A 20,656-nucleotide genomic window follows, 5' to 3' on the forward strand; every position below is an offset into this window, starting at 1 on the left:
CCATTTCTTCCCCGGCGCGCTTTGCCGGGCAAGCGGCAGGGATGCGGACGATCCCGCCCCCCCGGAAGCACGCGGAGCGTGTACAGCCTGCTTAGCTTGTCTGGTGAAATTATGAATACACTTTTGCTGCACGTCCTAGCGCGGTCCCTGACCGACGCTGACGCCGCCCTGCATCTGGCCTCTGGCCGACACCTTGACGCCGCAGCCGCCCGCCAGCATGAGCAGGCAGCACACGGCAATGATGGCGTAGCGCATCGCTTCCTCCATCCTTCCTGCGCCAGTCCCCCGGCGGCCGCCCCTACGACGGCCGCTCCTGGGCGATCTTGGCCCCGGCGGGCACATCGCCGGTGATCCAGACATTGCCGCCGATGATGGCCCCTCGCCCCACGGTCACCCGGCCGAGGATGGTGGCCCCGGCATAGACGGTCACGTTGTCTTCGAGGATGGGGTGACGGGCGATGCCCTTGGTCAGCGTGCCGTCCTCATTCTTGGGGAAGGAGAGCGCCCCCAGCGTCACGCCCTGATACAGGCGGCAGCTGCGCCCGATGATGCAGGTCTCGCCGATGACCACCCCGGTGCCGTGATCGATGAAGAAATCCTCGCCGATGGTCGCCCCGGGATGGATGTCGATCCCTGTCTGGGAGTGCGCCATCTCGGAGATGATGCGCGGCACCAGCGGCACGCGCAGGGCATAGAGCTCATGCGCGATGCGGTGATGCAACATGGTGTGCATGGACGGATAACAGAAGATGGCCTCCCCGGGGCTGGTGGCCGCCGGGTCGCCCTCATAGGCGGCCTGGGCGTCCCCCGCCAGCAGGGAGCGGATATGCGGCAGCCTGTCCATGAAGGCCAGCGCCAGTTCGTGGCTGTCTTCGCGGCACTGCTCGCAGGTCCCCGGCGTTCCGTCGCAGGAGAAGCATTTGCCGCAGAGAATCTGCCCGCCCAGCAGGCGATATATGCTGTCCAGATTGGCCGACAGGTGATAGCGCAGGCTTTCCCGCACCGGCTCCACCCCGAAGTAGCCGGGAAAGAGCGCGGCGCTCAGACGGTCCATGATCTCCCGCAGGGTCGGCAGGGACGGCATGGACGCCCCCTTGGCCGGACAATGCCAGACCCGGGAGAGGGAATCCTCGTGGCAGAGCCGCTCCGCCACCCTGTCGAGGCGCCGCATGGCCGGCGTCTGCAATTTGGGATGTTCGTTCATGGGGTATCCTTTTTTTCGGCCAGTGTACACGGCTGCGCCCCGTCCCGCAATCGTGCGCTGCTCCCGGCTCCCGGCGGGTGGAAAAAGAGCTTGTGCCGTCTGCCGAAAAAACGTAGCATACCGCTCTACAAAAATTATTTCGTCAACGGTCATCCGTTGCGAGAGGAGAATCTACATGCGTATTCGTTTTATGGCGGTTCCGCTCCTGCTGCTGAGCCTGCTGTGCGCCGCCTGCCAGCAGGGCGAGGAAAAGGCCTCCGGCCCCAGCATCGCCGTTGTGGATATCGTGCGCGTCATGCGCGACAGCGAAGCCGGCAAGGCGGGCATCAAATATCTGGAAGATCTTCAGGCCGGCATCCAGAAGCAGCTCGACGACATTCAGAACAAGCTGGAAAAGGAGCCTGAAAACGAGCAGCTGCAAAAACAGTTGCAGACGGTGTACATGAACGCGCAGCAGCAGATGGGCGAAGAACAGCAGAACGTGCTTTCCCAGCTGCAGAACGTCACCAAGCGCGTCATGGACGAGTTCCGCAAGGCCAGGGGGTACGATGTGCTGTTCAGCGCCGAGACCCTTTCGTCCTATGATGCCAAGCTGGACGTGACCAACGATCTGCTGGTGGAAATGAACAAGCAGAAGGTCAATTTCGTGCCGCTGAACAGCCCCGCCGACGAGGCTCCCAAGGCTGACGAGCCCGCCGCCGGCAAGGATGACGCATCCAAGAAGGATGCCGCGCCTGCCGCCCCGGCCGGCAAGAAGGCCGAGTAGCGGACACGCTCACGCGTCGTTCCCCTTTCCGTCACATGGCCCCGCCTTGGCGGGGCTTTTTTTGTCCGCGGCGTCGTCCGGGGCGCTCTCGCGCAGGTCGCCTCTCCCTTGACGACGGCGGGCGCATGGGGCAGGCTGATGTCTTCGAGGAATGCCATGCGAAAACTCTGTCTTCCCCTTCTGGCGATCTGTCTTCTGCTCCCCGCCTGCTCCGGCGACGCCGGCAAGGACAAGGCGAACCAGGCGGCCCCGGTGCACGTCCGGCCCGTGGAGCGCCGGAGCCTGCCCCGCCTCCTGCATGTGGTGGGCAACGTCAAGGCCTCGGCCAGCGTGGCCGTCACCCCGCGCGTCACCGGCGAGATCCGCGAAGTCCACTTCACCGAGGGGCAGGACGTCAAGGCCGGCGATCCGCTCATCACCATCGACACCCGTCCCTTTGAAGCCGTCCTGCGCGAAAAGCGCGGTCTGCTGGCCAAGTCGCAGGCGCAGTTGAACAAGGCGCTCGACGATCGCGGCCGCTACGGCAAGCTGGTGGGCGGCGGCTATGTGAGCCGGGAATCCTACGAGCAGACGGCCACCGAGGCCGCCGCGCTCAAGGCCACCGTGCAGTCGGACAAGGCGGCCGTGGAGAGCGCGGAACTCGACCTTTCCTACTGCCGGGTAACGGCTCCCATCAGCGGGCGTGTGGGCGCGCTTGCCGTGGACAAGGGCAACATGGTGCAGGGCAACGCCTCGACCCCCGTGGTCACCATCGACACGCTCTCGCCCATCTATGTCACCTTTTCCGTGCCGGAGGTGCATCTTTCCGTCATCCTCGACCGCATGCGTCAGGGGCCCGTCCACTTCACCGCCACGCCCACGGGCGGCAAGGCCGAACGCGGTCTGCTGACGCTCGTGGACAATGAGGTGGATACCCGTACCGGCACCATCCGCCTGCGCGGAACCTTCACCAATGAGGACCGCAGCCTCTGGCCCGGCCAGTTCGTCACCGTGGATCTGCCGCTGGGCCGGGCGGACAATGCGCTCACTGTTCCGACGACGGCCGTCCAGTCCGGCCGTGACGGCGCTTACCTCTATCTTGCCGGGCCCGATGATACCGCCGTGCTGCGCAAGGTGCGCGTCCTTTTTGAACACGAGGGCAACAGCGTGGTAGAGGGGGATCTCAACGAGGGCGACCGGGTGGTCGTGGAAGGTGTGGTGCGGCTGGCGCCGGGCCTGCCCCTCAAGGTGCTGGAAGAGTGATTTTTTCGTGGGTGGGAAGGTCACCTTCACTCACAAAGGGGACCTTCCCACCACACCCTCCATCCCCCCCAAAGCGTTACTTATCCAGCCCCAGGGCGTCGCGTCCTTCAGGGCGTCGTCCGACTCCGCTCCAGCCGGACGCCGTACAAAACGACACATCGGACGATCGCCGCCCTGCCCGAACCACGCGCAAAAAGCGTGTTTTTTCGCGCAACGACAGGCCGCAGGGTTGGGAACGCGAAACATTTCACGCGCGAGAAGCTCTCCTGTCCCAGGCCTGGATGGCATCGCCAGCCAGCGGCAAAAAGAAGAAAGGACAAGGCCCGGCAGGTCCTGCCGGGGGACGGAACAGCGGCGCGACGCCCTGCCGCGGCACGGCGACCGCGCAGCGACCCGGTGAAGTTTTTGGGAAGGGAGGGGGTCGGGGAGGAAAACCTTTTGTTCACAAAAGGTTCCCCTCTCCGAAAAAGATCGCTTCCCGGCTAGCTGCCGGCTTTTTCGGGGCTGCCTTTCTTCATAAAGATCTGACCGTCGATGATGCCGCCCTCTTCCGTCAGCAGACAGGGCGTATGCAGCGTGCCGTCCAGCACGCCCGTGCTGTGCACCACCACTCGCCGCTTGGCCGTCACATCGCCGCGCATGGTGCCGGAGAGCATGAGCTCCCCGACCTGGAACGTGCCGGAGATCTGCGCGTCCTTGCCGACGATGAGCGTGCCGTCGCTGGTTATCTCGCCGGAAAATATGCCGTCGATGCGGACGGACCCCTGGAACGTCAGCTTGCCTTCGTAAACGGTCCCCGCGCCGAGGAACGCGTTGATTTCATCCTTGCCCACACTCAACCCCCATTTGACCATGACTTGTTATCCTTTGAACATGAATCGCCGCATGGACACGTTCAGCACGATGCCCAGCAGCGTGAAATTGACCACCGTGGCGCTGCCGCCATAGCTGATGAAGGGCAGCGGGATGCCCACCACGGGCATGAGCCCGATGACCATGCCCATATTGATGACGATCTGTGAAAAGAAATAAAAGAAAACCCCCACCACAAGCAAGCTGCCGAACCGGTCCTTGGCCTGCATGGCCGTGGAAAAGATGGACAGCAGAAAGAGCGAGAACAGGGTCACCAGCGCCACGCAGCCCACAAAGCCCCATTCCTCGCCAAAAACGGCCACCGCAAAGTCCGAATGCCGTTCCGGCAAAAAACGCAGCTTGCCGGCCGTGCCTTCGGTGAAGCCCTTGCCCCACATCTGCCCTGAACCGATGGCAATGAGCGACTGCAGGATATGATAGCCCGCGCCGCGCGGATCGGAACCGGGATCAAGAAAGGTCAGGATGCGCTGACGCTGATAATCGTGCATGACCACGAACCACATGAGCGCCGCCACGCAGGGCACGGCCAGCAGGCAGGTCTTGAGCACATAGCTCCGCAGCCCGTGGAAGAGGATCATGCCGCCCATGATGAGCAGCACCAGCGTGCCCGTGCCGAGGTCCGGCTGTTCCAGGATGAGCGCGCAGGGGATGAGCCCCACCAGCAGCACCTTGAAAAAGTCCTTCCAGCCCAGCGACCGGCTGTGCTGGGAAAGGATGCGCGCCGTCAGGACGAGCACCGCAAGCTTGGTGGGTTCCGACGGCTGGAGGTTCATAAAGCCCAGCGAGATCCAGCGGTTGGCCCCCATCGTGGTCACCCCGATGACCGGCACGAGAAGCAAAAGCCCCACGCAGGCAAGCCAGAAGGGCCAGGCAAGATTGCGGATCTGCCGGTAATCGAAGCACATGGCCACGATCATGCAGCCCAGCCCGCACAGCCCCCAGACAAGCTGCTTCTGGTAGAAGCTCGAAAAGGTCAGCCCGTCTTCCATGCGGATGGCGCTGGCGGAAAAAAGGTTGCCCACCCCGAGGAAGAACAGCAGGATGGTGCAGGCCAGCAGGCTCCAGTTGAGATGGCTGAGGAGACGCTTGTCCATACGACCCTCCTAGGGCTGTCCGGTAAGGGGGGCCGGCGGCGCGGACGGATCGATGACCCTGCCGCGGGGCGCGCCGCGCCCGGCCGGAAGAGACGGCGAAGATGGCGCGGACGCGCGGGGCACGAGCGCCGGTGTGGGCGCGCGTGTTTCCCGACGTCCTCCGCCGCCCCGCTGACGGCCTGCCGGCATCGGCTTGAGCAGGCCCGGCAGATCCGGCGGCGCCAGGACCGGGTTCTGCGGCACGCTCTCCTCGCCGTCGCTGGCGGCTATGACCTGCTGCACGCCCGTATCCGGGCCGAAAAGATGTTCATAGACTTTTTTTGCCACGGGCCCGGCCACGCTGGAACCGCCGCCGCCGTGCTCCACCATGACGATCACCACATAGGCCTTGCCGTTCTTGTAGCCCCAGGTGGCGATCCAGGCATGGTCGCGCTGGGCGTATTCCATTTCGGCCGAGCGCAGACGGCGGTCGCCGCTCATCTTGAGCTTGACCACCTGCGCCGTCCCCGTCTTGCCGCCCATGTCGGCATCCTTGCGGCCCACCACGCGGGCCGTGCCGCCGCCGGCCGTCTTGCGCATGGATTCCACGATGAAGCGCAGGGTCTCCAGCCTGCCGGGGATCTTTCCCCGCACTTCGCGCGGGGCGTCGTTGAGCAGCTGGGGCTTGAGCAGATCGCCCCCGTTGAGCAGCGCCGACACATAGACCGCCATCTGCACCGGCGTCACCAGGGTATAGCCCTGACCGATGGAGACGTTATAGGTCTCGCCGCGCACCCAGGGGGCCTTGAAGCGCCGCCGCTTCCATTCCCGCGAGGGCACGAGGCCGGAGCGCTCGTGCGGCAGGTCGATGCCTGTGGGCGAACCGAAGCCGCTGGCCTTGGCAAAGGCCTCCAGCTTGTCGATGCCCAGACGTTCGGCCATGATGTAGAAGTACACGTCGCAGGAATTGATGAGGGCGGACTCGAGGTTCATGCTGCCGTGCCCGCCGCGCCGCCAGCAGCGGAAGATCTGGTTGCCCAGCTTGACCTGTCCGGGGCAGAAGACGGTCTCATACCGGCTGATGCCGTTTTCCAGAAAGAACACGCCCATGAGCAGCTTCCACACCGAACCCGGCGGGTAGACGCTCTGGATGACGCGGTTTTGCAGCGGAAAGCGGTTGCTCGTACGCAGGGCGTCCCAGTCGCGCCGGGAGATGCCAGCGGCAAAAAGATTGTTGTCATAGGCCGGAGAGGTGACCAGCGCCCGCAGCTTGCCCGTATCCGGCTCCATGACCACCACGCAGCCCGCTTCGCCGGCCAGGGCGTTCCAGGCGGTCTCCTGCAGGTCCCGGTCCAGGGAGAGGCTGATCTCCTCGCCGCTGCGGGGCTCCTCACGCAGGGTCTTGCCCAGCATGCGACCGTGCGCGTCCACCTCCACGCCATAGAGGCCCTTGCGGCCGCGCAGACGCTGTTCCAGCTTGTATTCCAGCCCCTGCTTGCCCACCAGATCGCCCATAGCCAGATCGGGGTCCTTTTCCATCTCCTTTTCGTTGGCTTCGGCCACATAGCCGAGCACATGGGCAAAGAGATCCTTTTCCGGGTAGCTGCGCTTGCTGTGCACGGAGATCTCCAGGCCGGGCCAGTCGATGAGCTCGGCCTCAATGCGGGCCACCAGCTCGAAATCCATGTCCGTCACCATGAGCAGCGGCTCGAAGGACTTCACCTTGAAACGGTCGACCTGATACTTTTCCCAGACCTGCTCCAGCGGAATGCCCGTCCACTGGCTGATCTGGGCCAGGGTGGCCGGGATGTCCTGGCAGTCCTCGCGGATGAGCGCCAGCCCGCAGGCCGTGCGGTTGTCGGCCAGCACCTTGCCGCTGTCGTCCAGGATGCGGCCGCGCGGGGCGAAGATGCGCTCCTCCCGCAGACGGTTGGCCTGCGCCTGCCGCGAGAACTCCTCCCCCTTGTGCATCTGCAGATACCAGAAGCGGGAAACGAAGACGAAAAAAAAGATGGCCACCAGCCCCTGAAGCAGCAGGGCCCCGGTACGGGGCGGCTGGTATCCTTCATTGTCCACCTGCTGCGGCCCGAACCAGCGGGACCGCCGGGGCTTTTCCGGCTGTTGCAGCGAGGGACTGCGGGAGGTATCGGCGGCTTGGCTATTCTTCACGCGGCACTACCCAGCGGCGCAGACCGGCCAGCAGCCACCAGGCCACGGGCACATAGAGCGCCTGAATGAGACTCTTGTCCAAGGTTCCCTGTGCGTCGAAGCTGGGAACATCCTGCAGGGGCGCCATCAGCCAGGCAATGCCGAAATAGGCGGCGCCGAACCATGTGGAAAGCAGCAGGATAAAGAAAAAGTTGTTGACCTCGAACAGCCAGCGCCCCAGCTTGTAGAGCAGGATGAGCGCCGTGTACCAGGCCACGCTGCTGCCGAACAGCCCCGTGCCCATGCCCTCCTGAAGGAGGATGAAGGTCGGCAAAAGCCAGGCCAGATCCCGGTAATCCCTGTCTTCCAGCAGCAGGATGATCCCCACGGCAAAGGCGTCCAGGCCCGGCACGACGGCTTGCAGGGCGATGCCGGCCACGATGAAGGCCACCCACCAGAGGATATGGCGCAGCATCTTCATGGCAGCGGCTGGGCTGTGGCGGGCAGCGGCGGCCCCACGAATTCCGGTGGCGGCCCGCTGGGCAGACTGGGACGGACGATGCCCGTGGATTCCAGCAGGAGCACTTCCTCGAGATTGCGCAGATCCACCAGCGGCTGGGCCTTGATGGTCAGGAACTGGTTATAGTTGGAAGGCTCGGCGCTGATGACGCGGGCCACGGGGATGCCCTTGGGATATTTGCCGTCCAGCCCGGACGTGACGAGCACCTCGCCCGGACTGACCGGCGTGCCGAGCTGAGCAAAGCGCACCTCCAGATGCTGGTGCACCCCCTGCCCGGTCAGGATGCCGGACACCCGCCCTTCCTGCGAGAAAACGGCGATGCGGCTGCCGGGGTCGGTCAGCAGGAGCACCGTCGCCGAATGCGGGCTGGCGCGCAGCACCCGGCCCACCAGTCCGAGCTGGGTCACCACCGGCGTTCCTGGCCGCCCCCCGGTGCTGTAGCCCCGGTTGATGGTGATGCTGTCCAAAAGGCCGTTGGGGCCCATACGCCCGGCCAGCACCCGCGCGCCCACGGGCTTCCAGACCTCGTCCACCGGCAGTTCCAGCAGCTTGCGCAAACGGCGCAGCTCGGCCAGCTCTTCGCCCGTGGCCATCATGCGGGCTTCCAGTTCCTCCAGCCGGGCCTTGAGCTGCTGGTTCTCCTCACGCACGCCCACCAGATCGAAATAGTGATCCCAGGTATCGCCGACGGCGCTCTCCACGGCATGGACGAAGGAAAGCACCGTCCCCGTGACCTCCAGCCCCAGCACGCCGGCGAGATCGTCCAGGGCGCGCGTACGCTGATTCCAGGTGAACATGCCCAGAAAGAGGATCAGCAGCGTTCCCGCTATGAGAAGGAATCGGCGAAAGGTCACAGGCTGTTCCGTCGTGCGGCAGAGGGTCGGGCGGGCATTCCTGCCGGTCTTCTCCTTTTTCGAGACGCAAGGCCCTCCGTCGCATCCGTTATCGGCCGCGCGGAGGGCATGGGCATCTGAAGAAAAAGGACGCGTCGGCCGGGACCTCGCTTCCGCGGGCAGCGGATACCGCCGGCTGCCCGATCAGGAGCAAGACGCGCGGACAGCCGCCCGTCCGCATGCCGGTTAGTCGATGCACACTTCCTTGAGCACGCTCAGATTGTCCAGGGCCTTGCCGGTCCCCACCACCACGGTGGAGAGCGGATCGTCCACCACCGTAATGGGCAATGACGTCTCCTCGCGCAGGAGCTGGTCAAGCCCCTTGAGCAGCGCGCCGCCCCCGGTCAGCACGATGCCGCGGTCCACGATGTCGGCGGCCAGTTCCGGCGGGGTCTGCTCCAGCGCGATACGCACCGCCTGCACGATACTGTCCACCTGTTCGGAGATGGCCTTGCGTACTTCCTCGGAGGTGATGATGATGTTCTGGGGGATGCCCGTCACGAGGTCGCGGCCCTTGACCTCGAGCTGCTGTTCGGGATCCAGCGGGTAGGCGGAGGCGATCTTGATCTTGATCTCCTCGGCCGAGGATTCGCCGATGAGCATATTGTACTTGCGCTTGACGTGGGTCATAATGGCTTCGTCCATCTTGTCCCCGCCCACACGCACGGAGCGGGAGTAGACGATGCCCGCCAGCGAGATCACCGCCACTTCCGTGGTGCCGCCGCCGATGTCCACCACCATGTTGGAGGTCGGCTCCTGGATGGGCAGATCCGCGCCTATGGCCGCGGCCATAGGCTCCTCGATGAGGTAGACCTCCCGGGCGCCGGCGGACTGGGCGGATTCCTTTACCGCGCGCTTCTCCACCTGCGTGATGCCGGTAGGCACGCAGATCATAATACGCGGCCGCACCAGGCGGCGGGAGTTGTGCACCTTGGCGATGAAGTGGCGCAGCATGGCTTCCGTCACTTCGAAATCGGCAATGACGCCATCCTTCATGGGGCGGATGGCCTCGATATTGCCGGGAGTGCGGCCCAGCATGCGCTTGGCGTCCTGCCCCACGGCCAGCACCACCTTGTTGCCGCGCGAATCTTTTTTGACGGCCACCACCGACGGCTCGCGCAGCACGATGCCCTGTCCCTTCACATAGACACAGGTATTGGCCGTACCAAGGTCGATGGCCAGGTCATTGGAAAAAACTCCCAGAGCGAAATCCAGAATCTTGGACATGGATGTTGCTTGCCTCGCTTTGCAGGTATGCGTATGGTTTCGGCTGCCTGGGAAACGGCAACAGGCCGTGTGGGACAAGAAGAAGAAACAGCAGTCGCCCGCGCCATACGCGGAGGTTCAGCCGCTTTTGTTCGACTAAAACCGTGCGCAAGTCAAGCGCTGGGAAGGGCGGTACAAAAATTTTCCCCGCCTCCCGCGCGCCCGTCAAACCCGCCAAAAAGGCGAAATACATGCTTCTCTGGCATACTCTGGCGACCTGGTTCCGCCGCCGCTACGGCAGGCGGGTGCAAAAAATTCCACTGGATGCCCGCGCCTGCTGCCCCAACCGGGACGGCACGCTCTCCCGTACGGGCTGCACCTTCTGCAATGCCGACGGCTCCGGCTCCGGCCTTGGCGTCCTGACGCTGGCCGAACAGTGGGCGCGCTGGCGGGACAAGTACGTCGCCACCGACGGCGACCGGCTGTTCATGGCCTACCTGCAGGCCTTTTCCAATACCTACGGCCCGGCGGACAGGCTGCGCCGTCTGCTGGACGAGGTGAAGCGCCTGCCGGGCTGCATGGGCATCGCCGTGGGCACGCGGGCCGACTGCCTGGATGACGGGAAGCTGGCCCTGCTGGCCGGCTGCGGCCTGCCGGAGATATGGCTCGAGCTTGGTTTGCAGAGCGCCTCGGACGCCACGCTGGCCCGCATCAACCGCGGGCACGACGCCGCCTGCGTGGCCGCCGCCGTCCGGCGGGCCGCCGCCTTCGGCCTGCCGGTCTGCCTGCACCTCATGGCCGGCCTGCCGGGCGAGGACGAACAGGCCTTCCTCGCCTCGCTGGACTGGGCGCTGGACCTGCCTGTCGCGGGCCTCAAGCTGCACAACACCTATGTGCCGCGCGGTACTGTGCTGGCCGCGCAGTACGCCGCCGGACGCTATCGCCCCCTTGCCCGGGACGAGTACGTCGACCTGATCTGCGCCGCCCTGCCCCGCATCCCCTCCCGGATCGTCCTGCACCGTCTGCAGGGCGATCCGGCCCCGGGCGAACTGCTGGCCCCGGGCTGGGCCGCCGAAAAACGGGGCATCATCACCGACATCCGGCGGGCCCTGGCCGCCCGCGGCCTCTGGCAGGGCTGCCGGGCCGACGTGCCCGACGCCCGCCCGGCCTGGTACGGCGGGTGAGGGACCGCGCCGGGCCAGCCCCACCCCGCCGGGCGGACCGCTAGTCGTCCTTGTCGCCTGAGGCGACGTCGAAAAAGTCGGCGATCATTTCCGTCACGATGTCCAGATAGCGGGGGAGGTCCCGGTCGAAGGTCTCCGGCGACATCAGCGCCTCCACGGAAAAGCGCAGGGCAAAGCCCTCCTCGTCATCGAACACGATGACCTTGCCGACCTTGTAGGCCTGTCGCCACTCTTCATTGATGGTTTGGGAGGAAGGGGTGCGCCGAAAAACGTCTTGTCAACAACATCTATTGCGGGTACATTAAAAAACAGGGGAGTGGTCGCGACACTCCCCTGCCCGGCGGGACAGTCCCCGGATGTGTTTTTTTGGCATCTGCCCCTGTAAGAGCTTTTCTCTTATCAGGGGCAGACTGTTAGTCAAGGTTCAGCCAAAAACAAAACAACGTCACGATGATGCCGGCCACGGACTGTGCCGCGGCGTCCAGCAGAAGCTGTTTCATTGCATATCCTCCTTTCGGAGAACCGTCCCTTTTTTTCTGCGCGATGTTGGTGATTTCACGCATCACCCCCACGGTCGTGGGGAAAAGTTCAGTGCGGACATTGTTGCCATGTCCACAGTGGAAACACCCCCACATGCGTGGGGAAGCATCCCTCCCAGGACAACATTTAGTATCTGGCAGACTCTAAGTCAACCCTAATGTCGACAGTATTTCAATTTTTCTGAAAACGCGTAACCACCGTGCCTGAAAGGGATCTTCCTGCCCAGCGGTGGCGGATCATCGTTCTTTTCCCACGGCAGTTCTCGGTACGTCAATACATTGATTTTATTATATATTTTCATTAGCACTCGGGTCGTATGGCGTTCGGCCCGATACTTCCCCCTGTAAAAGCGCGCTGGGGGAGGGGTGGGGGGCGCGGGGGGCGGGGCCCCCGCCCAAAAAAGCAACGCGCACATGCCGGGAGGAGGAAGCGGCCATGAGCATGCCCTGTTATTCGATCAGGCAGACGGATCCGGCGGTGAATCTGGCGCTGGAGGAGGTGCTTTTCCGGCGGCTGGGGCCGGATTTTGCGGGGTGTTTCCTCTTGTGGCAGAACGGCCCGTCGGTCATCGTGGGGCGACATCAGAACACGCGGGAGGAGGTGGACACGGCCTGGCTGGCGGAGCGCGGGGTGCCGGTGGTGCGGCGCAATACGGGCGGCGGGGCGGTGTACCATGATCTGGGCAATCTGAATTTTTCCTTCATGGAGTATGCGCCGGAGCGGAGCAGGATGGACTTTGCCCGGTATCTGGAGCCTGTGTGCGCGGCGCTGGCCCGGCTCGGGGTCACGGCCCGGCTGACCGGGCGCAACGACCTTGAAGCGGGCGGCCGCAAGATCTCCGGCAGTGCTCAGTCTCTGCGCGCGGGGCGGGTGCTGCATCACGGGACGCTGCTGGTGAATCTTGATTTCGCGGACATGGTGGCGGCGCTGAGCGTGAACCCGGAGAAATATCGTTCCAGGGGGGTGGCCTCGGTGCGGGCGCGGGTGACCAATATCAGCGAGCACTGGGATGCCGGCAGCACGATGGAGGATCTGCGGGAGGCGCTGGCGGCCTGCTGTGCGCCGGGGAGCGTGTTGCGGGACGTGCCGCCGGACGTGCTGCGGGAGGCCGAAGGGCTGGCGGCGGCGAAGTACCGGACCTGGGAGTGGAATTTCGGGAAGTCGCCGGCCTTCAGCGAGCGGCGGCGGCAGCGCTTCCCCTGGGGGCTTGTGGATGTGCTGCTGGATGTGCGGGGCGGCCGTATCGCGTCCTGCCGCATCCTCGGCGATTTTTTTGCGGCGGCGGACGTGAGCGAGCTGGAGCGGCGGCTCACGGGCGTACGCGACGAGCCGGACGCCCTGCGGGCGGCGCTGACGGGCGTGGACTGGGAGAGCTGTTTCAGCGGCTGCGAGCCGGCGGCCATGCAAAATTTTTTCACCCGCGGGTGACGAAAGATGCACTACCTCAACGGCGGGGCAGGCTTGTGGCAGGCTCATTTTTCAGGTAACCTGTACGGAAAATGTGTCATGCACGGCGTCCCCTGGCGGTGACGCCCGAGTCCGCTTCCGCCAGCCGTCGCGCGGCGGACCGCAGCCCGAGGAGGTTTTTCCATGTCCGAAGAATGCCGCACTACTCCGCTGACCGCGTGGCATCAGGCCCGCGGCGCCAAGATGGCCCCGTTCGCGGGCTGGCTGATGCCCATTCAGTATGAGGGAATCCTGGCGGAGCACGAGCACACCCGCCACCATGCCGGCCTGTTCGACATCTGCCATATGGGCGAATTTCTCATTGAGGGCGAAGGCGCCGACGCCGCGCTTTCCCGTGCCGTCAGTCACAATCTGGCCACCCTCAAGGAAGGCAAATGCCGTTACGGCTTCATCCTCAACGAGCGCGGCGGCGTCATGGACGACTGCATCGTCTACCGCTTCGGCCCCGACTCGTTCATGATCGTGGTCAATGCGGCCTGCATCGCGAGCGACTTTGCCGCCCTGCGGCAGCGGCTGCCCCAGTCGGTGAGCCTGAAGGACGTTTCCGACGAGACGGGCAAGATCGACCTGCAGGGACCGGAATCCCTGGATGTGCTGGAAAGCGTGCTGGGAGAGGATTTCCACGATCTCGGCTATTTCGGCTTCGTGTGTACCCAGTGGCAGGGCGCGCCGCTTTTGGTGAGCCGTACCGGCTACACCGGCGAGCTGGGCTTTGAGCTCTATTTGCCCGCGGACAAGGTGCTGGCCTTCTGGGAAGCGCTGCTGGCGGATGCGCGCGTCAAACCGGCCGGGCTGGGGGCGCGCGACACGCTGCGGCTGGAATCCGGTCTGCCCCTTTATGGGCACGAGCTGGACGAAGACCACAACCCCGCCGAGGCGGGCATGGGCCGCATGCTCACGAGCGAAGCCGACTACGTGGGCAAGGCCGGCGCGCAGACCATCCGCGAAAAGCTGCTGCCGCTGATCATCGAGGGGCGGCGCGCGGCTCGTGGCGGCGATGTGCTGGCCCTGCCGGACGGGACCCCTGTGGGCAGGGTGACCAGCGGCTCCTTTGCGCCGTCGCTGGGCTGTGTTATTGCCTTTGCCTGGGCCGACGCCGCGCATGCGGACGCTCAGGCCTATGTGGTGAAGGCGTCCCGTGCGGAGCTGCCCGCCCGCGTGACGGAACTGCCGTTCTACAAGGACGGCACGGCCCGCATCAAGTTGAAGTAGGGGCGGGGCCGGCCCCGGCGTGCCGCCGGAGGTCCGCCCGCCATCCCTGAGGCGCGGTTGCGCCAGCGAACCTTTTTTTGCGTGGAGGAAACCATGTCCAATCCTGCCGATCTGCTGTACAGCGCCAGCCATGAATGGGTGAAGATCCAAGGCGAGGAAGCCGTTGTGGGCATCACCCATTTTGCCCAGGAAAGCCTTGGCGACATCACCTATGTGGATCTGCCCGCCGTGGGGGACAGCGTGAGCGCCGACAGCGATTTTGGTTCCGTGGAATCGGTGAAGGCCGCCAGCGACCTCATCTCGCCGGTCAACGGCGAAGTGATCGCCGTCAATGAGGCGCTGGCCGATGCGCCGGAAAAGATCAATGCCGACGCCTTCGGGGACGGCTGGCTCATCAAGGTGAAACTTTCCGGCAAGCCGGAAGGGCTCATGGATGCGGCCGCCTACGACGAACACTGCAAGAACGAACAGCACTAGCCTGCGCCGGGCCGCCTGTCGCATGACGGGCGGCCTGCCGTCTTTTTCAGGAGGTCCACCATGCCATTCATCCCCCACACCCCGGACGAAACAGCGGAGATGCTGTCCGTCATCGGTGTGCGCACGCTGGATGACCTGTTTGCGGACATCCCGCAGCAGATGCGTCCCGCGCACTTCAATTTGCCCAAAGGACTGAGCGAATCCGCCGTGTGCGGCTATTTTGAAAATCTCGCCGCCAGGAACCGGCCGGAAATGGTCTCCTTCCTGGGAGCGGGCTTCTACGCGCACAAGATCCCCGCCGCCGTGGACGCCCTGAGCGGGCGCAGCGAATTCTACACCGCCTATACGCCCTATCAGGCCGAATGCTCACAGGGCACGCTGCAGGCCATCTTCGAATACCAGACGGCCGTCTGCCGCCTGCTGGACATGGATTGCGCCAACGCCTCTGTCTATGACGGCGGGTCGGCCCTTTTCGAGGCCTGCATGACGGCCGTGCGGGTGAGCCGCCGCAAGGTTATCGTGGTGGATGAATGCGTCAACCCCATCTGGCGCGTGCAGCTCGGCACCTATACCTCCGATCTGGATGTGGACGTGCGCGTGGTGCCGCAGCGCAACGGCACAAGCGACAAGCAGGCCCTCAAGGCCGCCATCACCGACCAGTGCGCCGCCGTGGTGGTGCAGAACCCCAATTTCTTCGGCGTGGTGGACGACTTCAGCGAGCTCTTTGCCCATGCCCGCGGCAAGAAGGCGCTGGGCATCATCTCCGTTTATCCCGTCATGCAGTCCGTGCTGAAAACGCCGGGCGAAATGGGCGCGGACATCGCCGTGGCCGAAGGCCAGAGCCTCGGTCAGCCGCTGGGCTTCGGCGGCCCTTATCTGGGAATCATGGCCTGCCGCAAGGAGCATATCCGCCAGTTCCCCGGGCGCATCACCGGCCGCACCCAGGATCAGGACGGCAAGACCGGCTATGTGCTGACCCTTCAGGCCCGCGAGCAGCACATCCGCCGCGCCAAGGCCACCTCCAACATCTGCTCCAACCAGGCCCTCTGCGCCCTGCGTTCGCTCATCTACCTCTCGCTCCTGGGGCCGCGGGGGCTCGCGCAGGTGGCCGAGCACGGCATGGCGCTCACCCGCTACGCCGTGGAACGACTTACGGCCCTGCGCGGCGTGACCCTGCTCAATACCGCGCCCTACGGCAATGAAGTGGCCCTGCGGCTGCCCATCCCGGCGGAAAAGGTCGTCAACACGCTCATTTCCTACAACTGCGTGCCCGGCTTCCCCGTAAGTCGCTACTACAACTATATGGACGACGTGCTGCTCCTGGCCTGCACGGAAAACAACACCCGTCAGCAAATCGGCTTCCTTGCCGAAACCATCGGAGGCCTGCTGTGAAGACCATCTTTGCCAAATCCGTAAGCGGTCGGCATGCGGAGAACCTCGTGCTGGAACCGGGGGAAAACGCTCCCCGCGCGGCGGACATGCTGCCCGCGGAGCTGCTGCGCAAGCAGGCTCCCCGTTTGCCGGAATGCTCCGAGCTGGATGTGGTGCGGCACTTCACCGCGCTTTCGCGGCGTAACTACAGCGTGGACGCCAACTTCTACCCGCTCGGCTCCTGCACCATGAAATACAACCCCAAGTTCACGGAGCAGGTGGCCGCGCTGCCCGGCTTCACGCGCCTGCATCCCATGCTGGCCCAGCTTGGCCGCGGCGCGGGCTGCGTACAGGGGGCGCTCCAGGTGCTGTATGATGCCGATCGCTGGCTCTGCGAACTGACGGGCATGAAGGCCTTCACCCTGCAACCCATGGCCGGGGCCAACGGCGAATTCACGGGCGTCAAGCTCATCGCGGCCTATCACAAGGCCCGGGGCCGCAAGCGTACCAGGATGCTCATCCCCGACTCGGCCCACGGCACCAATCCCGCCTCGGCGGTGCTGGCGGGCTTCGAGATCGTGAACATCGAATCCCGGGACGGCATGGTGGACCCGCAGGCGCTGGCACGCGCCATCGCCGCGCATCCCGATGATGTGGCCGGCCTCATGATGACCTGCCCCAATACCCTCGGCCTCATGGAGACCCATCTTGCCGAGATCGTCGAGGAACTGCGCAAGGTGGACGCGTTGCTCTACTATGACGGCGCCAACATGAACGCCATCATGGGCAAGATGCGCGTGGGCGACGTGGGTTTCGACGTGGTGCACCTCAATGTGCACAAGACGCTCTCCACGCCGCATGGCGGCGGCGGCCCCGGCGCGGGTCCGGTGGGCGTGAGCGAGCGCCTCGTGCCCTATCTGCCCGCGCCGCGTGTGGAGCGCCGCGCCGACGACAGCTATTACGTCAATTTTGATCTGCCCCAGTCCATCGGCTATATCGGACCGTTCTACGGCAGCTTCGGCGTACTGGCCAAGGCGCTGGCCTACATGATGCGCCTCGGCGGCAACGGGCTCACCCGGGCTTCCGAATATGCGGTGCTCAATGCCAACTATCTGCGTAAGCGCCTGGAAGATGTGCTGGACATCCCCTTTGACCGCATCTGCGCCCATGAATTCGTGGCTTCCGCGCCCGAAGGACTGCGGGCGCTGGACATCGCCAAGGGCCTGCTGGATCGCGGCATCCATGCCCCGACCATCTACTTCCCGCTCATCGTGAAGGAATGCCTCATGGCCGAGCCCACGGAGACCGAAAGCAAGGAAACGCTGGACGAATACGTGGACGCCCTGCGCGAGATCGTGGCCGAAGGCCGCGAACATCCCGAAAAGCTGGCCGCGGCTCCGGTGAACCTGCCGGTTCGCCGCCTTGACGAGACCGCCGCGGCCCGCAACATGATCCTTACCGAAGACATGGCCTAGCGCCGCAGGTTCGTACCTGATCCGCCGGCGGCCGCCCGTGAGGGCGGCCGCCTTTTTTGCGGAACAGGCGAAGACGGCGGGAGGACGGGCGTCACCGCATGCGGCTCTCCTCCGGCGACCTTTTGCGCCGGCTTGACGTCCTCTTCATGGCGCGTACCATACTGAGGGGTGCGTTTCGTCCCCGTACGGGGGCCATGCCTGCGCCGGGCGTTCAAACGCTTTGCTGACACCCATCAGCTTAGGGTGGCGGCACATTCGGCGAGGCTGCCGGGGGGATCGTCCCCCGGCAGCCGCGAGGAGGGCATCATGCTGAGCTATCTTTTCGGACAGCGCAGACGCGCCATGCTGACGGTCATGGCCTACATCATCTTTTTCATGTGCGGCATCGGCTGGTCCGTCGTGTCCTTCATCCAGGACAGGGAAGCCATCATGGTGCACAACATCAGCCTGTTCCTCAAGCGCGGCGTGCTGGATCAGGCGCACGAAGTGGCCTCGCATTTTCAATACAAGCTGCTGGGCATGCACATGATCGCCCAGGACATCGCGCAAAGCGGGGAACGGGAACTGGGGCCGGAAAGCCTGCGCTTCTGCGAAGGCCGCATCATGGCCGACAATTTTTTCGTGGCCGACATCCACGGTCGTGCCTGGGGGCACAGCCGTTTGCCCGTCGGGCTGCTGGCGCATTCCTACGCCGAACACGTCATGTACGGACGCGCCATCGTGTCCCATCTCCTGGAGGATGCCGACGGGGAGGCCTATGTGGTCCTTACCGCGCCCATCATGCAGGGAAATCGCATCATGGGCTGTGTGGGAGCCATTTACCGGCGCGCCAACTTCACCCCCTTTTTCCCGTTGACGAGCTTCCTCTCCAACGAAGGGGTCATCCTGCTTACTGAAGATGGCCGGCTCATCGGAGCGCCTCTGGGGGGCCCTGACGCCCTGAACTATTTTCTGGGGCTGTACCGTCAGTATGTGACGCCGGATCATCCCGCCCTCTTTGAGGAAAAGGCCTGGGTCGCGCCGGTCACCGATAGCCGGGGCCGCAAGGCCTATCTGTGTGTGGGCAATCTGCCCTTCAACGGCTGGCGCGTGGCCACGGTCATCTCCAGCAAGGACCTGCCGCTGGATTTTTCCGGCGGTGCGGACGCCATGCGCGATCTCTTCATCCGTCTGGGGATATTCTTTGTGCTGAGCATGCTGTTCACGGTCGTCTCCATGCGGGGGATATTTGCCCGCCGTATGGATGATCTGGCACGGGAGGCGCGCACGGACACACTTACCGGTCTGCTGAACCGTACGGCGTTCGAAAGCCGGGTGGACGCCGAACTGGCGGTCAGCGGCAAGGGGCTGCTGGCGGTCTTCGACCTGGACAACTTCAAGCATGTCAACGATGCGCACGGCCATCCCGCCGGCGACAGCGTCATTGCCCAGATCGGCGGCATCCTGCGCGCCTCCCTGCCGGAGGACGCGGTATGCGCGCGCCTCGGCGGTGATGAATTCCTGGTCTTCCTGCCCGGCTGCGCCGCGTCGGAGGAAGGCCTCCCGCACATGGAGCGGCTCATGGACGCCATCCGCGGGGATGCGCTGCTGTGCCGCTACGGCGTGACGGCCAGCATGGGCATATGCGCCGCGCCGCCGGACGGCGGGGTGTTCCGCAAGCTGTACAGCTGTGCCGACATCGCCCTGTACGCGTCCAAGCGCTGCGGCCGCGACCGCATCAGCAGTTACGGACAGGTGCAGGCTACGCCGCTGCCGCCGCTGCTGCCCTGATCCCCGGGGAATGCGCGTACGGGAAAGACCGGGCGGACACAGGTTGCCGGAATGGAAAACGCCCTGGGTGATGCGCGTGCGGGAAAGACCCCCCGAGGACAGGCGCATCAGGCGTTCGGCGGGGCGGGCTGTCCCCTGAAAAAGCGCTCCAGGGGGGATGCGGCGTCCCCTTCCCCCCGGCGCGGTCGTCGGACGGGGATACCCGTCATGCGCTGCCGTCGGTTCGGGCGGCCCGCGCTTCTCCGCTCAGGCCTTGCCGCCGAAGGTGGCTTCCGCCAGTCTCCCGACCGGCGCGCCCTGCGGGTCGGGCCAGACCTTGACCACATTGCACAGGCGCATGAGATCCAGCGGCCGGATCTTCAGAGTATGGAGGACGTCGCCCGTCTTGCCGTACACATAGTCGTGACGCAGCAGCACTTCGTCAAAGATGACGGGCAGCCCGTGCCCCACCAGCGGCACACGGCCCGGCGCGCAGCCGGTACGGATCAGCAGGTCGGCTTCCGGGGCGGGGCGCAGGGTCGTATAGCCCACTTCCCGCCGCAGGGCCTTGAGGTCGATGCGGCCCCGGGCGGCGCTGGCCAGCAGGGCGACCAGCTCGCCGTCGGCTTCCAGGATGAAGACCGGCGCGGCCTTGACCAGATCGAAGACGCGGGCCGCGTCATCCCTGGAGATCAGGGGGCGGTTGTGCGAGAGGATCTCGTAATCGGCCTTGTGCCGCTCCAGCATGGAGCGCAGGATATCGAGCAGGGGTTGCATGGGAGGACTCCGGCGCATGGGCGCGCCAGCCGGTAAGGGACGGCTTCGCAGCCGGGCGAAGGCATCCCGTTCGTAAGGGCATTTCACGGCCAAGGCCGTGCCCGCGTACTGGCGGACAGGGCGGGTACTGGCATAAGCATGCCAGACTCCCGGACGAAGGTCGAGCGAAAAAGGAAAAGGCGCGCCTGCCCGATGCCGCCCCTGCCGGCAAAAAAAAAAGAGCCTTCCGTTGGGAGGCTCCCGTGATGCGGCGTGATGTCGTCTCGCCAAAGCCTGGTGGCTCCGCTGCCGTTTGAGGGCCGCTGTCGATGCCCGCAAGGCTCCTGCGCCACCTTGCGGGCATCGACAGCAGAGCGAGAGCGTCCCTCCCCCGAACAGGCAGCGACGCGTGTCAGAGGCTCCCTAGATAGTGTCGTCAAACTAAAAGTATGTTATAATCTCTTCACGTACAATGAGGAGAGAGCATATGGCGGCACATC

General features: G+C 64.9%; 19 protein-coding genes. 9 read left to right on the forward strand and 10 right to left on the reverse strand.

Going from position 1 to position 20,656, the window contains the following annotated elements:
- Window positions 1-298: 298 nt before the first annotated feature.
- Entirely contained in the window at window positions 299-1,204 is a 906-nt protein-coding gene (gene epsC, locus Q0J54_RS03335) for a serine O-acetyltransferase EpsC (protein WP_296303965.1), read from the reverse strand.
- Window positions 1,205-1,379: 175 nt separating this feature from the next.
- On the opposite strand from epsC, the gene Q0J54_RS03340 reads away from it, so the two are divergent.
- Both Q0J54_RS03340 and Q0J54_RS03345 read left to right on the forward strand, forming a co-directional pair.
- Window positions 1,380-1,970: an OmpH family outer membrane protein gene (locus tag Q0J54_RS03340; RefSeq protein WP_296303966.1), complete on the forward strand. Its 591-nt coding sequence runs from the start codon at window positions 1,380-1,382 to the stop codon at window positions 1,968-1,970.
- A gap of 156 nt (window positions 1,971-2,126) precedes the next feature.
- Window positions 2,127-3,212 (forward strand): efflux RND transporter periplasmic adaptor subunit, encoded by a 1,086-nt coding sequence (locus Q0J54_RS03345; protein WP_296303967.1) that lies wholly within the window; start codon window positions 2,127-2,129, stop codon window positions 3,210-3,212.
- Window positions 3,213-3,694: 482 nt separating this feature from the next.
- On the opposite strand, the gene Q0J54_RS03350 is transcribed toward Q0J54_RS03345, so the two are convergent.
- The 6 genes from Q0J54_RS03350 to Q0J54_RS03375 all read right to left on the reverse strand — a co-directional run bounded on the left by Q0J54_RS03350 (window position 3,695) and on the right by Q0J54_RS03375 (window position 9,946).
- Window positions 3,695-4,045 (reverse strand): polymer-forming cytoskeletal protein, encoded by a 351-nt coding sequence (locus Q0J54_RS03350; protein WP_346667127.1) that lies wholly within the window; start codon window positions 4,043-4,045, stop codon window positions 3,695-3,697.
- Between the two features lie 27 nt (window positions 4,046-4,072).
- Window positions 4,073-5,179 (reverse strand): rod shape-determining protein RodA, encoded by a 1,107-nt coding sequence (gene rodA / locus Q0J54_RS03355; protein ID WP_296303970.1) that lies wholly within the window; start codon window positions 5,177-5,179, stop codon window positions 4,073-4,075.
- Window positions 5,180-5,188: 9 nt separating this feature from the next.
- A complete protein-coding gene (mrdA, locus tag Q0J54_RS03360) occupies window positions 5,189-7,285 on the reverse strand; it encodes a penicillin-binding protein 2 (protein ID WP_296303988.1) in 2,097 nt (698 codons plus the stop codon).
- 31 nt (window positions 7,286-7,316) lie between these two features.
- Window positions 7,317-7,787, reverse strand: coding sequence for a hypothetical protein (locus tag Q0J54_RS03365; protein WP_296303971.1), 471 nt, complete (start codon window positions 7,785-7,787; stop codon window positions 7,317-7,319).
- A complete protein-coding gene (gene mreC, locus Q0J54_RS03370; RefSeq protein ID WP_296303972.1) occupies window positions 7,784-8,680 on the reverse strand; it encodes a rod shape-determining protein MreC in 897 nt (298 codons plus the stop codon). Before mreC ends, Q0J54_RS03365 begins: the two co-directional genes overlap by 4 nt.
- A 225-nt stretch (window positions 8,681-8,905) precedes the next feature.
- Complete coding sequence (locus tag Q0J54_RS03375) at window positions 8,906-9,946, reverse strand: rod shape-determining protein (RefSeq protein ID WP_296303973.1); 1,041 nt, start codon at window positions 9,944-9,946, stop codon at window positions 8,906-8,908.
- Window positions 9,947-10,176: 230 nt separating this feature from the next.
- Here Q0J54_RS03375 and Q0J54_RS03380 point away from each other — a divergent pair, with 230 nt between their 5' ends.
- Window positions 10,177-11,109: a TIGR01212 family radical SAM protein gene (locus Q0J54_RS03380; RefSeq protein WP_296303974.1), complete on the forward strand. Its 933-nt coding sequence runs from the start codon at window positions 10,177-10,179 to the stop codon at window positions 11,107-11,109.
- Between the two features lie 40 nt (window positions 11,110-11,149).
- Here the strand turns inward: Q0J54_RS03380 and Q0J54_RS03385 are convergent, their stop codons facing one another.
- Together Q0J54_RS03385 and Q0J54_RS03390 are read right to left on the reverse strand one after the other, a co-directional pair.
- Entirely contained in the window at window positions 11,150-11,305 is a 156-nt protein-coding gene (locus Q0J54_RS03385; protein WP_296303976.1) for a hypothetical protein, read from the reverse strand.
- A gap of 217 nt (window positions 11,306-11,522) precedes the next feature.
- Window positions 11,523-11,672 (reverse strand): hypothetical protein, encoded by a 150-nt coding sequence (locus Q0J54_RS03390; protein WP_296303977.1) that lies wholly within the window; start codon window positions 11,670-11,672, stop codon window positions 11,523-11,525.
- Window positions 11,673-12,084: 412 nt separating this feature from the next.
- Here Q0J54_RS03390 and Q0J54_RS03395 point away from each other — a divergent pair, with 412 nt between their 5' ends.
- The 6 genes from Q0J54_RS03395 to Q0J54_RS03420 all read left to right on the forward strand — a co-directional run bounded on the left by Q0J54_RS03395 (window position 12,085) and on the right by Q0J54_RS03420 (window position 19,421).
- Entirely contained in the window at window positions 12,085-13,077 is a 993-nt protein-coding gene (locus Q0J54_RS03395; protein ID WP_296303979.1) for a lipoate--protein ligase, read from the forward strand.
- A gap of 162 nt (window positions 13,078-13,239) precedes the next feature.
- Window positions 13,240-14,328, forward strand: a complete 1,089-nt coding sequence (gene gcvT, locus Q0J54_RS03400; protein ID WP_296303980.1) for a glycine cleavage system aminomethyltransferase GcvT — start codon at window positions 13,240-13,242, stop codon at window positions 14,326-14,328.
- A gap of 93 nt (window positions 14,329-14,421) precedes the next feature.
- On the forward strand, window positions 14,422-14,805 hold the full coding sequence (gcvH, locus tag Q0J54_RS03405) for a glycine cleavage system protein GcvH (protein WP_296303981.1): 384 nt from the start codon (window positions 14,422-14,424) through the stop codon (window positions 14,803-14,805).
- 60 nt (window positions 14,806-14,865) lie between these two features.
- Entirely contained in the window at window positions 14,866-16,197 is a 1,332-nt protein-coding gene (gene gcvPA / locus Q0J54_RS03410) for an aminomethyl-transferring glycine dehydrogenase subunit GcvPA (protein ID WP_296303982.1), read from the forward strand.
- Window positions 16,194-17,651, forward strand: coding sequence for an aminomethyl-transferring glycine dehydrogenase subunit GcvPB (gene gcvPB / locus Q0J54_RS03415; RefSeq protein WP_296303983.1), 1,458 nt, complete (start codon window positions 16,194-16,196; stop codon window positions 17,649-17,651). The genes gcvPA and gcvPB overlap by 4 nt, the downstream gene beginning before the upstream one ends.
- 306 nt (window positions 17,652-17,957) lie before the next feature.
- Window positions 17,958-19,421 carry a sensor domain-containing diguanylate cyclase gene (locus Q0J54_RS03420; protein ID WP_296303985.1) on the forward strand — a complete coding sequence of 488 codons (1,464 nt, stop codon included), beginning with the start codon at window positions 17,958-17,960 and terminating at the stop codon, window positions 19,419-19,421.
- 246 nt (window positions 19,422-19,667) lie between these two features.
- Here Q0J54_RS03420 and Q0J54_RS03425 read toward each other — a convergent pair whose 3' ends face one another.
- Window positions 19,668-20,177: an aminoacyl-tRNA deacylase gene (locus Q0J54_RS03425; protein ID WP_296303986.1), complete on the reverse strand. Its 510-nt coding sequence runs from the start codon at window positions 20,175-20,177 to the stop codon at window positions 19,668-19,670.
- Window positions 20,178-20,656 lie beyond the last annotated feature (479 nt).

This window comes from uncultured Desulfovibrio sp. (genome assembly GCF_944324935.1).
GTDB lineage: Bacteria > Desulfobacterota > Desulfovibrionia > Desulfovibrionales > Desulfovibrionaceae > Desulfovibrio.

What these genes read in the sequence shown, in the direction of transcription:
- epsC (WP_296303965.1), bottom strand. Translation starts at nt 1,204, where the DNA reads ATGAACGAACATCCCAAATTGCAGACGCCGGCCATGCGGCGCCTCGAC.
- Q0J54_RS03340 (WP_296303966.1), top strand. Translation starts at nt 1,380, where the DNA reads ATGCGTATTCGTTTTATGGCGGTTCCGCTCCTGCTGCTGAGCCTGCTG.
- Q0J54_RS03345 (WP_296303967.1), top strand. Translation starts at nt 2,127, where the DNA reads ATGCGAAAACTCTGTCTTCCCCTTCTGGCGATCTGTCTTCTGCTCCCC.
- rodA (WP_296303970.1), bottom strand. Translation starts at nt 5,179, where the DNA reads ATGGACAAGCGTCTCCTCAGCCATCTCAACTGGAGCCTGCTGGCCTGC.
- Q0J54_RS03365 (WP_296303971.1), bottom strand. Translation starts at nt 7,787, where the DNA reads ATGAAGATGCTGCGCCATATCCTCTGGTGGGTGGCCTTCATCGTGGCC.
- Q0J54_RS03375 (WP_296303973.1), bottom strand. Translation starts at nt 9,946, where the DNA reads ATGTCCAAGATTCTGGATTTCGCTCTGGGAGTTTTTTCCAATGACCTG.
- Q0J54_RS03380 (WP_296303974.1), top strand. Translation starts at nt 10,177, where the DNA reads ATGCTTCTCTGGCATACTCTGGCGACCTGGTTCCGCCGCCGCTACGGC.
- Q0J54_RS03390 (WP_296303977.1), bottom strand. Translation starts at nt 11,672, where the DNA reads ATGCGTGAAATCACCAACATCGCGCAGAAAAAAAGGGACGGTTCTCCG.
- Q0J54_RS03395 (WP_296303979.1), top strand. Translation starts at nt 12,085, where the DNA reads ATGAGCATGCCCTGTTATTCGATCAGGCAGACGGATCCGGCGGTGAAT.
- gcvT (WP_296303980.1), top strand. Translation starts at nt 13,240, where the DNA reads ATGTCCGAAGAATGCCGCACTACTCCGCTGACCGCGTGGCATCAGGCC.
- gcvH (WP_296303981.1), top strand. Translation starts at nt 14,422, where the DNA reads ATGTCCAATCCTGCCGATCTGCTGTACAGCGCCAGCCATGAATGGGTG.
- gcvPA (WP_296303982.1), top strand. Translation starts at nt 14,866, where the DNA reads ATGCCATTCATCCCCCACACCCCGGACGAAACAGCGGAGATGCTGTCC.
- Q0J54_RS03420 (WP_296303985.1), top strand. Translation starts at nt 17,958, where the DNA reads ATGCTGAGCTATCTTTTCGGACAGCGCAGACGCGCCATGCTGACGGTC.
- Q0J54_RS03425 (WP_296303986.1), bottom strand. Translation starts at nt 20,177, where the DNA reads ATGCAACCCCTGCTCGATATCCTGCGCTCCATGCTGGAGCGGCACAAG.